The 12,828-nt window shown below is 58.4% G+C and carries 10 protein-coding genes; 7 read left to right on the top strand and 3 right to left on the bottom strand.

Translation table 11 applies throughout. The features are described 5' to 3' along the window. The first annotated feature begins 88 nt into the window (after positions 1-88). Entirely contained in the window at positions 89-1,036 is a 948-nt protein-coding gene (prs, locus tag N6G83_RS08315) for a ribose-phosphate diphosphokinase (protein WP_004941061.1), read from the top strand. 185 nt (positions 1,037-1,221) lie between these two features. Here the strand turns inward: prs and ychH are convergent, their stop codons facing one another. Beyond that, the gene (gene ychH, locus N6G83_RS08320) at positions 1,222-1,500 is read right to left on the bottom strand and encodes a stress-induced protein YchH (RefSeq protein ID WP_025302491.1); all 279 of its coding nucleotides are present in this window, start codon (positions 1,498-1,500) and stop codon (positions 1,222-1,224) included. 301 nt (positions 1,501-1,801) lie between these two features. Here ychH and pth point away from each other — a divergent pair, with 301 nt between their 5' ends. Continuing rightward, on the top strand, positions 1,802-2,392 hold the full coding sequence (gene pth, locus N6G83_RS08325; protein ID WP_004941053.1) for an aminoacyl-tRNA hydrolase: 591 nt from the start codon (positions 1,802-1,804) through the stop codon (positions 2,390-2,392). Between the two features lie 37 nt (positions 2,393-2,429). Here pth and N6G83_RS08330 read toward each other — a convergent pair whose 3' ends face one another. Then, the gene (locus tag N6G83_RS08330) at positions 2,430-3,959 is read right to left on the bottom strand and encodes a SulP family inorganic anion transporter (protein WP_049204147.1); all 1,530 of its coding nucleotides are present in this window, start codon (positions 3,957-3,959) and stop codon (positions 2,430-2,432) included. A 334-nt stretch (positions 3,960-4,293) separates the two neighbouring features. Here N6G83_RS08330 and ychF point away from each other — a divergent pair, with 334 nt between their 5' ends. The 4 genes from ychF to N6G83_RS08350 all read left to right on the top strand — a co-directional run bounded on the left by ychF (position 4,294) and on the right by N6G83_RS08350 (position 11,688). After that, the gene (ychF, locus tag N6G83_RS08335; protein ID WP_025302489.1) at positions 4,294-5,385 is read left to right on the top strand and encodes a redox-regulated ATPase YchF; all 1,092 of its coding nucleotides are present in this window, start codon (positions 4,294-4,296) and stop codon (positions 5,383-5,385) included. A 296-nt stretch (positions 5,386-5,681) separates the two neighbouring features. Next, positions 5,682-6,266, top strand: coding sequence for a TetR/AcrR family transcriptional regulator (locus N6G83_RS08340; RefSeq protein WP_197828347.1), 585 nt, complete (start codon positions 5,682-5,684; stop codon positions 6,264-6,266). A 918-nt stretch (positions 6,267-7,184) separates the two neighbouring features. Then, the gene (locus N6G83_RS08345; protein WP_260515108.1) at positions 7,185-8,351 is read left to right on the top strand and encodes an efflux RND transporter periplasmic adaptor subunit; all 1,167 of its coding nucleotides are present in this window, start codon (positions 7,185-7,187) and stop codon (positions 8,349-8,351) included. Between the two features lie 10 nt (positions 8,352-8,361). Then, positions 8,362-11,688: an efflux RND transporter permease subunit gene (locus N6G83_RS08350; protein ID WP_260515109.1), complete on the top strand. Its 3,327-nt coding sequence runs from the start codon at positions 8,362-8,364 to the stop codon at positions 11,686-11,688. Between the two features lie 54 nt (positions 11,689-11,742). Here N6G83_RS08350 and N6G83_RS08355 read toward each other — a convergent pair whose 3' ends face one another. After that, positions 11,743-12,171, bottom strand: coding sequence for a tautomerase family protein (locus N6G83_RS08355; protein WP_197770044.1), 429 nt, complete (start codon positions 12,169-12,171; stop codon positions 11,743-11,745). Positions 12,172-12,326: 155 nt separating this feature from the next. Here N6G83_RS08355 and N6G83_RS08360 point away from each other — a divergent pair, with 155 nt between their 5' ends. Next, entirely contained in the window at positions 12,327-12,827 is a 501-nt protein-coding gene (locus N6G83_RS08360) for a winged helix-turn-helix transcriptional regulator (RefSeq protein ID WP_049204151.1), read from the top strand. Position 12,828 lies beyond the last annotated feature (1 nt).

A 12,828-nucleotide genomic window follows, 5' to 3' on the forward strand; every position in this document is an offset into this window, starting at 1 on the left:
GTATGTATATTGCGCCGGCGTCGCCAACTGCCCCTTGGCGATGTCGTATGACAATATCTTCTCTGGACGCAAGCCTGAGGTTCTTCTCGTGCCTGATATGAAGCTTTTTGCTGGTAACGCCACCCCGGAACTAGCACAACGTATTGCCAACCGTTTGTACACCAGCCTTGGTGACGCCGCTGTAGGTCGTTTTAGCGACGGCGAAGTGAGCGTGCAAATCAACGAAAATGTACGCGGCGGTGATATTTTCATCATCCAGTCCACCTGTGCCCCGACCAACGACAACCTGATGGAACTGGTTGTGATGGTCGACGCCCTGCGTCGCGCCTCCGCAGGTCGTATTACCGCCGTTATCCCTTACTTCGGCTATGCCCGCCAGGATCGCCGCGTGCGTTCCGCGCGTGTACCCATCACCGCCAAGGTGGTTGCCGATTTCCTCTCCAGCGTAGGGGTTGACCGCGTTCTGACGGTGGATCTGCATGCTGAGCAGATTCAAGGCTTCTTCGACGTACCGGTAGACAACGTGTTCGGCAGCCCGATCCTGCTGGAAGACATGCTGCAGCAGAACCTGGAAAACCCGATCGTGGTTTCCCCGGACATCGGCGGCGTAGTGCGTGCTCGCGCCATCGCCAAACTGCTGAACGACACCGACATGGCCATCATCGACAAACGCCGCCCGCGCGCGAACGTTTCTCAGGTGATGCACATCATCGGTGACGTGGCAGGCCGCGACTGCGTGCTGGTCGACGACATGATCGACACCGGCGGTACCTTGTGTAAAGCGGCTGAAGCGTTGAAAGAACGCGGTGCCAAGCGCGTATTCGCCTACGCGACGCACCCGATCTTCTCCGGCAACGCCGTGGACAACATCAAGAACTCGGTGATTGATGAAGTGATCGTCTGCGACACCATTCCGCTGTCGCCGGAAATCAAGGCACTGAAAAACGTTCGCACTCTGACCCTGTCCGGCATGCTGGCTGAAGCCATCCGCCGCATCAGCAACGAAGAGTCGATCTCTGCGATGTTCGAGCATTAATTCGTCGTCTTTCCGGTGCGGCGCCCACTGCGCCGGAAAGATAACGCGCCCGACAGCAGAAAAAGAAAAACCCGTTGGTGCGTGAGCAACAACGGGTTTTCTACTCGTAGTCCAACATGACCTCAGACCTTAATGCACGGCAGATATTCCCTTGCCCTGCTCTTGCTTCCCTTCTGATTTTTTAATCAATGCGACGAACGATGTTGGTCGTTACGGCACCGTTTATCAAAGTGTTTTACCCACCAGTAGCGATCCGCCACCTGCTCGCGGCCGCCTATACGCGCGCCCACCAGCCATAACAGCGCGCCGACGAAGATACTCATGATGGCGCCGTGGGCGAAAAATTGCGGTAAATTGAACTGGGAAACTTCAGCAATAATGGAGTATCCAACGCCGCCGATCATCACGACCAGCCCCAGCCCCATAAAAAAGTTGCCCATTCTGTCCGCGCTTCTACGTTTCATATGCCACCTCCATGATTGCCATGTGCCAACCGGGATAACGCTGCAACTTGTTAACCCACTTTGATAAGTTAAGTATAGTCCTTGTTATGGCAAGGGGATTGCGGAGGCGATCACAAATGGTAAAGAATTATTGACACTTCTTAACACGCCACTGAAAATTAGCAGACAAATTGAATGATTCAGCTAATGAATCATTCGTCTTTCTTACCAACGCCGAAGGCAGAGATCGGATTTTGTCATTCACCGCCCCGACAGGTAGACTAAGGCCCTTTCCATTACCCTGATCATAGTGAATCTCCCAGTGAGCAGTATTAAATTGATAGTCGGCCTGGCCAACCCGGGCGCGGAATACGCCCAGACACGCCACAACGCCGGCGCCTGGTACGTCGATCTGCTGGCACAGCGCCACAATCAGCAGTTGAAAGAAGAGAGCAAGTTCTTCGGCTACACCGCCCGTTTGAATCTGGCAGGCAACGACGTGCGCCTGCTGGTGCCGACCACCTTCATGAACCTGAGCGGCAAAGCGGTGCTGGCGATGGCCAATTTCTACCGCATCGAACCCAACGAGATCCTGGTGGCGCACGACGAGCTGGATCTGCCGCCCGGCGTGGCAAAAATCAAGCTCGGCGGTGGCAACGGCGGCCACAACGGCCTGAAAGACATCCAAAACAAGTTCGGCAATAACCCGAACTTCTACCGCCTGCGCATCGGCATCGGCCATCCGGGCGACAAGAACAAGGTGGTGGGCTTCGTGCTCGGCAAGCCGCCGGCCAGCGAGCAGAAGATGATTGACGAAGCGATCGACGAGTCGCTGCGCTGCACCGAGATGCTGATGAAGGACGGGCTGGAAAAAACCGTTCAGCGCCTGCACAGCTTCAAGGCGCAGGCCTGAACTTTGCCGCAGCGGGCGCCCTGCCCGCTGCCGGCTTTTAGCCGCGCGGGTTGAAGGTCTCCTCGCTCACGCGGCGGTCATCGGCGGCGAACCCCTCTTCCGCCACGTAATACTGCGGATCGTCCAGTTCATGGCTGCAAAACGGCCCGGCGCGCTTGAGCAGGCGCACGCAGTCACCGCTCAGGTGGCGCAGACGAATGCTTTTCCCCGCCGCCAGATAACGCGCCGTCAGCTTATCGATCGCTTCTACGCCGCTGGAATCCATCACCCGGGTGCCGGCAAAGTCCAGCACCACGTTCTGCGGATCGCCTTGCGGCTCGAACAGCTCGGCAAAAGCCGCGGCCGAGCCGAAGAACAGCGGACCATCGAGCCGATACACCGCCACGTCGCCCGTCACCTGCCGCTGGCGCACGCGGATGCGTGCCTGCTGCCAGGCGAACACCAGCGCCGAGATAATCACCCCGCTGATCACCGCCACCGCCAGATCGGTAAAGATGGTGATCAACGTGACGGCGATCATCACCAGCGCGTCCGCCTTCGGCATACGACGCAAACGGCGCAGCGAACTCCACTCGAAAGTGTTGTAACACACCACCAGCATCACCCCGGCCAGCGCCGCCACTGGCAGCAGGCCGATATAGCGCGACAGGCTAACCACAAATAAAATCAGCAGGATAGCGCCCACCGTGCCGGAGATGCGCCCGCGCCCGCCCGAGGTGAAGTTGATGATCGACTGGCCGATCATCGCACAACCGGCGAAGCAGCCGAACAGGCCGCACACCGCGTTACCGGCGCCCTGCGCGATACTCTCGCGGTTGCCGTTCCCCTTCTTGCCGCCCATTTCATCCAGCACCGTCATGGTCAGCAGCGATTCAATCAAACCGACCAGGGCAATCACTACTGCATAGGGTAGCACCACCCGCACCATCTCCAGGGTAAACGGCGCCGTCGGCAGGCTGAAGTGCGGCAGCGCGCCGGAAATGTCCGCCAGATCGCCCACCCGCAGCGTATGCAGATTGAGGCCGATCGCCAACGCCGAGACCACCAGCAGTGCCGCCAGCGAAGACGGAATGGCTTTGGTCAGGCGCGGGAACAGCACCACCACCGCAATCGCCAGCGCCACCAGGCCGTACATTAGCGGGCCCTGCCCGGCGATCATCTTCAACTGCGCCAGCATGATGACGATCGCCAGGCCGTTGACGAAGCCGTGGATCGCCGGCAGCGGCACCAGACGAATGAACTTGCCCAGCCGAAAGGCGCCGATCAGGATTTGAATCCCCCCGGCAAACAGCGTGGCCCACAGTACGTAACCCATGCCGTACTGCGCCGCCAGGCTCATCAGCACCACCACAATGGAACCTGCGGCGCCGGAAACCATGCCCGGCTTGCCGCCGAACAGCGCCGTGACCAGGCCGATAATAAACGCGGTATGCAAACCGACGATCGGCGAAAGACCGGCGACCAGCGAAAAGCCGACCGCCTCGGGGATCATCGAAACCGCCACCACAAAGCCCGCCAGGACTTCATTTTTAACGTCCGCGATCCTGACGTTACTCAGGTTAAACATGCATTATTCACTTATGACAGATGACATCATCTCCCCGCGTAGCGGGTATGGGGTACCGCAAGGGGCGGCAGACTGCTGGCGGGCACAGCTCAGGGTGGCGTAGGCAAGAAATACATCCGGCGCGTTTCCTGTCGGTTAATCGGAACGGCCAGTATGGGTAAATGTGATCCAAATCTCAATCAAAAACCGGTCGCCCGCGCTGCACTCGCCCCAGCCAAGCAAGTCTGATCGAGATAAACGCCCATTACGTGTATAATGGCGGCATTATTTTGCCCTTTATGCAGTTGGTTAAATATAACCGACTGATAGTTAAGATATTTAAGGTGATTACAACATGGGATTCAAATGCGGTATCGTCGGCCTGCCTAACGTAGGCAAATCCACCCTGTTCAACGCGTTGACCAAAGCGGGCATTGAAGCAGCCAACTTCCCGTTCTGCACCATTGAACCGAACACCGGTGTGGTGCCGATGCCCGATCCGCGTCTGGATAAGCTGGCCGAGATCGTCAAGCCGCAGCGCATTCTGCCGACCACCATGGAATTCGTCGACATCGCCGGCCTGGTGAAAGGCGCGTCCAAAGGTGAAGGCCTGGGCAACCAGTTCCTGACCAACATCCGCGAAACCGAAGCCATCGGCCACGTGGTGCGCTGCTTCGAGAACGACAACATCATCCACGTCAACAACAAGGTCGATCCGGCCGAAGACATCGACGTGATCAACACCGAGCTGGCGCTGTCTGACCTGGACACCTGCGAGCGCGCCATCCACCGCGTGCAGAAGAAAGCCAAAGGCGGCGACAAAGACGCCAAAGCCGAGCTGGCGGCGCTGGAGAAATGTCTGCCGCACCTGGAAAACGCCGGCATGCTGCGCGCACTGGATCTGACCGATGAAGACAAGGCGGCGATCAAATACCTGAGCTTCCTGACGCTGAAGCCGACCATGTACATCGCCAACGTCAACGAAGACGGCTTCGAGAACAACCCGTACCTGGACACCGTGCGTAAAATCGCCGACGCCGAAGGCTCCGTGGTGGTTGCCGTGTGCGCCGCCGTGGAATCCGACATCGCCGAGCTGGAAGACGAAGAGCGCGACGAGTTCATGGCCGAACTGGGCCTGGAAGAGCCGGGTCTGAACCGCGTGATCCGCGCCGGTTATGAACTGCTGAACCTGCAAACCTACTTCACCGCCGGCGTGAAAGAAGTGCGCGCCTGGACCATCCCGGTGGGCGCCACCGCCCCGCAGGCGGCCGGCAAGATCCACACCGACTTCGAGAAAGGCTTTATCCGCGCCCAAACCATCTCCTATGACGATTTCATCACCTACAAGGGTGAGCAAGGCGCCAAAGAAGCCGGCAAAATGCGCTCCGAAGGTAAAGACTACATCGTCAAAGACGGCGACGTAATGAACTTCTTGTTCAACGTCTAGGCCTCTCTCCGCAGCGTTTTCTCCGCTGCCGGAAACGGAAAAATCCACGCTTCGGCGTGGATTTTTTTGTCTCCAGGACCTGCGTTTTGGCAACCGGGACGCCGTCACACCCTCCCGGTTCTTTCCCACTGAACGATCTTCGCCGTACGTTTTATTACGCCCTTCATGACGGCATTATCCGCATCGCTGCACGAAAAAAGCTCTCGTGTTGATCCCTTGTCCTACAGGAAAAGGCTTGTCATATTCCATTGCACCTCTATAATGAGTGTTTACTCACTTATTAAAGGAACCTCAAAGTGGCCCGTCCTCGCAGTGAAGAAAAGCAGCAGGCGCTATTGCGTGCCGCCACCGACATTTTTGCCGAACAAGGATTAGCGGCGCCCACATCGGCCATCGCCAGGAAGGCTGGCGTCTCGGAGGGTACGCTGTTCCGCTACTTTGAAAATAAGGACGTACTGCTGAGCGCAGTCTGCGACTACCTGCTTGATGAAATGGAGTGCCTGCTGACGCAAAGCTTACAGGGCGTTTTGCCGGGTAAAGATCACATGCAGGCCGCCTGGGATGCCTACATTGACTGGGCGCTCGCCAATCCCGCCGCGTATGCGACAGGAAACAAATTGATGGTCTCCGGCAAGTTATCCAGCGCGCAGAGGGAAAGAAGCGTACGGTTCGGTGATATTTCCCAACTGGGTATTCCGTTGGTCCAGGGGCTGGATTTACCGCAGTCGAGCGAGTTTCAGGGCATGATCTGCACGGTAATGGCCAATGGCGTTATCGATATGGCCGTTCAAAAACCTCACCTGCTGGATATTTACAAACGCGCAGGTTATGAAGCCATGATGCGAGCCATTGAGCTTCCTGACGTTCATACAGCCATCTAGCTTCTTTTTTTTAATTATATAATGAGTGCGTACTCACGCATTAAAAAGACACAACAATCATGCCACCCGTTTCAAAACTAAAAATGCTGCGAACACGGGCCTATCCAAGGCTCCGCCGACTCATATTCGTTTCTCTTATTCTCAGCGTGTCTTTGATCCTCTGCGCTTGCGCAACCGCACCTGCATCAGACCGTTTGTCAGGAACCCAGCATGTTCCAACAACATGGCGGGCCTCCCTGCCTGGCTCAGCGCACGTGTCTGTGTGGAATGCATGGCCCCCCGCCCGAAATGAATCCGGCGCCCGGCGCTTGCGCGCTCCGGCCGGCAAGCCCAGTCACGTAGAGAATGAGCGCGCAGCAAAAACGTCGGTTGCGCGCGCAAATTTGGAGTGCGTTCAAGCGTTATGGAATGACGCCCGCAAACTGGTTGCGACAGAGGCTGCGGCCCTCTATTACGCCTCGCGTACCTGCCGGCGACAACACGCGTTCTCTACCCAAAGCGCGCCATTGCCTGAATCCTTCGAATGGGCGATACAAACGCCCCCTCGCCGGGCGTCTCAATCTGCTCAGAAGGAAGTCGCCGGTCGTGGCAAGACCGCTGCCGATGGAAGCGGGATCAATCGCCACACAACCAAGCATTCGGTTCCCTGGACGTTGGATCTATCGCGCGTGGATACCGATCCCGGTGAAAGTGTGGCGGGTTGGCAGGCTGAACCGCATGAGCATCATAGCCGCGTGCGCTCGACTGTGCGGAGGTGGATACGGCGTTTGTTCACTTCGTCAGAACGAGCGATGGCTCAGCGCCAGGCTGAACCGCTGCAGAACAGCGTCGCAGTCGTTTGAAATTCAATACAGAGCAATACATTGCCACGCCGTTGGCGACAGGTTCGACAAATCATTTACCTTATGGGTTCTCCCGATGACACAACTGATAGTTCAAAACACGCGTCCCCGCTTTTGGTCTTTACGGACCCTTCGTACAACCGTGCTGGCGATGCCGATTGCCGCCGCCTTATCGGCCTGCGATACGCCGGCGGACAAGGTTGCCCCACCGGCAGATAAACCGACGCTGACAGTGACCCTGACAACGCCGGCAAGACAGTCCCTTTCCCGCACCGTCACGGCCAATGGCTCTGTTGCGGCCTGGCAAGAGGCGATCATCAGCCCGGAAGCCAATGGGCTGCGCGTGCAAAAACTGTTGGTGCAGGAAGGGGATGTGGTGCGCCAGGGCCAACCGCTGGCGGAATTTACACGCGACTCCGTGATGAATGACTGGCTGCTGGCGAAAGCCGATCTCAACGAAGCGAAAGCAGTCGCGTTGAATGCGCAAGCGGATGGAAAACGCGCGCGATTGCTGCGCGGTGTCGGCAGCCTGAGTGAACAGGATATCCAAAAACTGTTAACCCAGGAAAAGACGGCGCAGGCGCGTCTGGAGTCGGCGAAAGCACGCATGGCGGCCCAGCAGTTGCGACTGGACCAGACGATATTGCGCGCCCCCGACGACGGCATCATCTCCGCGCGATCGGCCACGATCGGTTCAGTTCCTATGCAAAGCACTGAAATGTTCCGCCTGATCCGCCAGGGAAAATTTGAATGGCGAGCGGAATTGTCGGCGCAGCAGCTGGAACAAATCCAACCGGGGCAAAAAGCGCAGATCGCTTCACCTGGCGGTAACACCTGGGAAGGCGTCGTACGCCTGGCCGCCCCCACCGTCAATTCAACCTCGCGCCGTGGGATTGCCTATGTGGACATCCTTCCATCGACAGCGAAGAACGCCTCGCCGATTCGGCCCGGCACGTATGCTAGCGGTCTGATTACGGTCGGCGATCGGCAAGGGCTGACCGTGCCGCAATCCGCCGTCGTGGCGCGCGACGGTTTTCACCTGGTGTTCACCGTAGATGACGAGATGCGTGCACATCCGCTTAAAGTCGCGGTAGGCCGTCTGGTGAATGACCAGCAGGAGATCCTGTCCGGTCTTCAAGGCGCGGAACGCATCGTCGCCAGCGGCGGCGTATTCCTCAATGAGGGCGATAAAGTCCAATTGGCCAACACGACCGATGCTTCCCATTCATCGGAACCACGCTAAGAGGCCCATCATGAATATCTCTACCTGGTCCATTCGCAACCCCATTCCGTCTATCTTGCTCTTTGTCATCTTGAGCGTTGCCGGCTTTTATTCTTTCAAATTGATGAAGATCCAGAGCTTCCCGGACATGGATGTGCCTACGGTGACCGTGTCCGCCTCGCTTCCGGGCGCTGCGCCGCCCCAGCTCGAAACGGAGGTGGCGCGCAAGCTGGAGGACACCGTCTCTTCGGTGCAGGGATTGAAGAACTTGCGTACCACGATCCAGGACGGGCTGGTCGATATCTCAGCGGAGTTTCGTCTGGAAAAACCCGTTCAGGAAGCGGTGGATGAAGTCCGGTCAGCCGTGCAAAGCATTCGCACCGAGTTGCCGACGGATTTACGTGATCCTATCGTTCGCAAGCTCAACATCACGGGCAAACCTATCCTGGCCTTTTCCATCAGCGCCAGCAAGATGGATGAGAATGAGCTGTCCTGGTTCGTGGACAATACCCTGTCGCGGCGTCTGAGAGGCGTCGCCGGCGTAGGGTCGGTCACCCGTGTGGGCGGCGTGAACCGCGAGGTTCAAGTCGAACTCGATCCGGTCAAACTGGAGGCGATTGGCGCCACCGCTGCCGAGGTTTCCCGCCAGTTACGCGATGTACAGATGGACGCGACGGGCGGGCGAGTCGATCTGGGGCGGGGAAAACAACCGCTGCGTTTGGTCGCCCGCGTCAAGAACGTGGATGAACTAGCCGCGGTGGAACTGTCGATGCCCGGCGGACGACGTTTTCGCCTGGACGACGTGGCGACGCTGAAAGACACCATTGCGGAACGCAGTTCACTTGCGCTCCTCAACGGCAAGAAGGTGGTGGGCTTTGAGATCACGCGCGCCAAAGGCGCCGGTGAAGTCGAGGTCGGCGACAAGGTGGAGAAAGTTCTGGCGCAGTTGCGCACGGAGCGGCCTGATTTGCACATCACGCAGGTCTTCGACTTTGTCCGGCCTGTGCAGGAGGAGTTCGACGCCTCCATGCACATGATCTATGAAGGCGCCATTCTCGCCATCCTGGTGGTCTTCATGTTTCTGCGCGATATCCGGGCGACGCTGATCTCGGCGGCGGCGTTGCCCCTGTCGATTTTACCGGCCTTCATCGGTATGGACATGATGGGCTTTTCGCTCAGTATCGTCACGCTGCTGGCGCTGTCGCTGGTGATTGGCCTATTGGTGGATGATGCCATCGTCGAAGTGGAGAACATTGAGCGCCACATCGGCATGGGTAAACCGCCGTTCCAGGCCGCGATGGATGCCGCCTCGGAAATCGGCCTGGCCGTCGTCGCCACGACATTTGCCTTGATCGCCGTTTTCCTGCCGACGGCCTTCATGTCCGGCGTTGCCGGAAGATTCTTCACGCAGTTTGGATGGACGGCGGCGCTGGCGGTGTTTGCCTCGCTGGTTGTGGCGCGCTTGCTGACGCCAATGATGGCCGCCTACCTGATGAAGCCGCATACGCGCCCTCAGCGCGATCCTTTCTGGATGGCGCTCTACCTGCGCGCCTGCCGGTGGACGCTGCGGCACCGCGGGCTCACCCTGGCGCTGGCCGGCGGGTTCTTTATTGGCTCTCTGATGCTTATTCCTCTGCTGCCCCAGGGCTTTTTCCCTGCAGATGACAACTCCCAGACGCAGGTGACGTTGGAACTGCCGCCAGGGAGCACGCTGGAACAAACCCAGGCCATGGCAGAACTCGCTCGGCATCGCCTGGCGCCCATCCCACATATCCGTAACATCTATACCACCATCGGTGGCGGTGCAACGGGCGGCGATGTCATGGCTTCCGATGGGAAAACCGATGTTCGCATGGCAACGCTGACGGTGTTGTTGGATGCGCGTCAAGCGCGCCCGAAGAAGCAGGTCATCGAAGGCGAGATACGCACGGCAATGGCAGCACTTCCGGGGGTGCGCAGCAAAGTGGGGTTTGGCGGCTCAGGTGAAAAATACCAGTTGGTGTTGGCCGGCGATGATCCCCAGCTGCTGGCTAAGGCGGCCGATGCCGTATTAAGCGATCTGCGGCAGCTCCCCGGCCTCGGTAACATTACCTCCAGTGCCGGGCTGGCGCGCAGCGAAATCCTCCTGCAACCCAATTTCGCCAAAGCGGCCGATCTTGGGGTATCGGGCGTCGCTATTGCCGATACTTTGCGTATTGCGACCGTAGGCGACTACGATCAGTTCCTGTCAAAATTCAACGTGGAGCAGCGCCAGATCCCGATCGTCGTCAAGCTGTCAAAAGACATCCGTGAGGATATGGGATTACTTGAACGTTTGACCGTACCCGGTGCCAGAGGCCCGGTGCTGCTCAATCAGATCGTCAACATTGAGCAAGGCAGTGGACCGGCGCAGATCAGTCGCATCAATCGCACGCGCAGCGTGACCCTTGACGTAGAACTGTCGGGCACCCAACTCGGGGATCTGGCCGCTCAGGTGGCGAAGCTGCCGTCAATCCAGAATCTGCCGGTCGGCGTGCACCAGGTTGTGCAGGGTGATGACGAAATGATGAAGGAACTGTTTGCCGGTTTCGGCACGGCTATGGTCGCCGGGATCCTGGCCATCTATATCGTGCTGGTTCTGCTGTTCAAAGACTTCTTCCAACCGATCACCATCCTGGCCGCGCTCCCACTGTCATTGGGCGGCGCATTCGTTGGGTTACTGTTGGCGGGGCAGTCTTTCTCGATGTCATCCCTGATCGGGTTAATCATGTTGATGGGGATTGCGACCAAAAACTCGATACTGCTGGTCGATTATGCGATCGAGTCACGTCGCGGCCACATCGGTCCGAATGGCGAAGTGCTCAATAAACCCATGAGCCGAACGGAAGCGCTGATTGATGCCTGCCACAAACGTTCCCGCCCCGTCATCATGACCACGTTAGCGATGGGGGCAGGCATGTTGCCTGTGGCTCTGGGTTTCGGCAGTGCCGACCCCAGCTTCCGCAGCCCGATGGCGGTGGCCGTCATCGGAGGATTGATTACATCCACCGTGCTGAGCCTGCTGGTTATCCCTGTCGTTTATACCCTGATTGACGATCTTGAAAACTGGCTGCGCAAGTTGCCTAGCCTGCTGGCACGCAGCAAGAATCTGAGTGGTAGGAAAAAAGCCGGGTTTTCCATGCTTTTCGTGGTTCTGCTGTATTGGCTTGCCTTCCCTGTCATTCCGTTCCTCGACATCCCCTACAAGATTGTCGTTGTCTCTACGCTTGTCGTGGTCGGTGAAACCTTGTTTGTCATTGCCATCGCCCTGCTGGGCAAAGAGTATTGGGGACAGATCAAACACTGGATGCGGCAGAAGGTCTTTAAGCGAAAAGGCTAAGCGCTGATAACGGTTCGCGGTGGCGAAAAGCGTTTTGCCGCCGCCGCTCCCCCATCAACTTCCCTCCCACGCCGAAGGCCGATTCTCGCTGCGCCACTTCTCGCCTGCCGCCGTCCCCGGCGCCGGCGGTTTTAATCCGTCAATCGTCCACAGCGAGAACGGCGTTTCGTCCACGTGCAGTTCCCAGCGCAACCCGCGGGCGGCGATGTAGGGGTGCAGGATGCGGGTGCAGGCCGCCAGGAATTGCTGCTGCTCTGCGTCGTTGTCCATGGCGCGCGCGATATGATCGATGGTCACCCGTACGAAATCATCGGCCGGTTCGCCGCCGAGATAGGCCGAACCTGGCGGCAGCGCATGGAAGAAGACGTTGACGTAAAAGCGCGGCAAAAAGTCCTGGTACAGGGCGGTGACCTTCTGCGCAATCGCGCGTTTAACGGCGGCGCTGAAGGCCGGCTCCGGGTGGTAAATCTGCCACAGTGGCATCGCGTTGTCTCCTAGGGTTTCCGGCCGGCGTTCAGGCCATCAGCCGCTGTTAATGATAAACTCCAATAATAAGAGTAATAACTCCAATTATTGAAGTTATCAAGCCGAGGCGATAACATTCTCGGCAATCAGGCGGCAAGCGGAGGTAAAGCAACGTGAAAGCAAAAGGGTTTGAAGGCATGACGTGCTCGGTGGCGCACGTGCTGTCGGCATTGGGCGATCGCTGGGGCGCTATTCTCATGCGCGATCTGCTGCTGGGGCTCTCGCGCTATGACGATCTGCGCCACTCGACCGGCATCACCAACAATACGCTGGCCGACCGGCTCAAGGCCCTGGAAAGCCACGGCCTTATCGAAAAGCGGCAATACCAAACGCGCCCCGCTCGTTATGAGTATCTGCCGACGGAGAAAGGAAAAGATCTCGGGCTGCTGGTGATGGCGATGATTCAGATTGGCGACAAATGGAATCTGTCCGAGCTGGCCGGGCCGCCGCTGCGCGTGGTTGACCGCGTAACCGGCCACCCTGCCACCCTGCGCGCGGTGGATGTCGTGACCGGCGAATCGCTGCCGGCGCAAAACCTGGCGCTGGCGGCCGGGCCGGGCGCCGACGAAATGACGCAATGGCGGCTGGCCGTCGGCCAAGCCCGTTCGTTGTGAT

It is taken from the genome of Serratia sp. PL7, from assembly GCF_945957435.1.

Coding starts and splice junctions, on each gene's coding strand:
- N6G83_RS08330 (WP_049204147.1), bottom strand. CDS start 3,959: ATGTTTAACCTGAGTAACGTCAGGATCGCGGACGTTAAAAATGAAGTC.
- ychF (WP_025302489.1), top strand. CDS start 4,294: ATGGGATTCAAATGCGGTATCGTCGGCCTGCCTAACGTAGGCAAATCC.
- N6G83_RS08350 (WP_260515109.1), top strand. CDS start 8,362: ATGAATATCTCTACCTGGTCCATTCGCAACCCCATTCCGTCTATCTTG.
- N6G83_RS08345 (WP_260515108.1), top strand. CDS start 7,185: ATGACACAACTGATAGTTCAAAACACGCGTCCCCGCTTTTGGTCTTTA.
- N6G83_RS08355 (WP_197770044.1), bottom strand. CDS start 12,171: ATGCCACTGTGGCAGATTTACCACCCGGAGCCGGCCTTCAGCGCCGCC.
- ychH (WP_025302491.1), bottom strand. CDS start 1,500: ATGAAACGTAGAAGCGCGGACAGAATGGGCAACTTTTTTATGGGGCTG.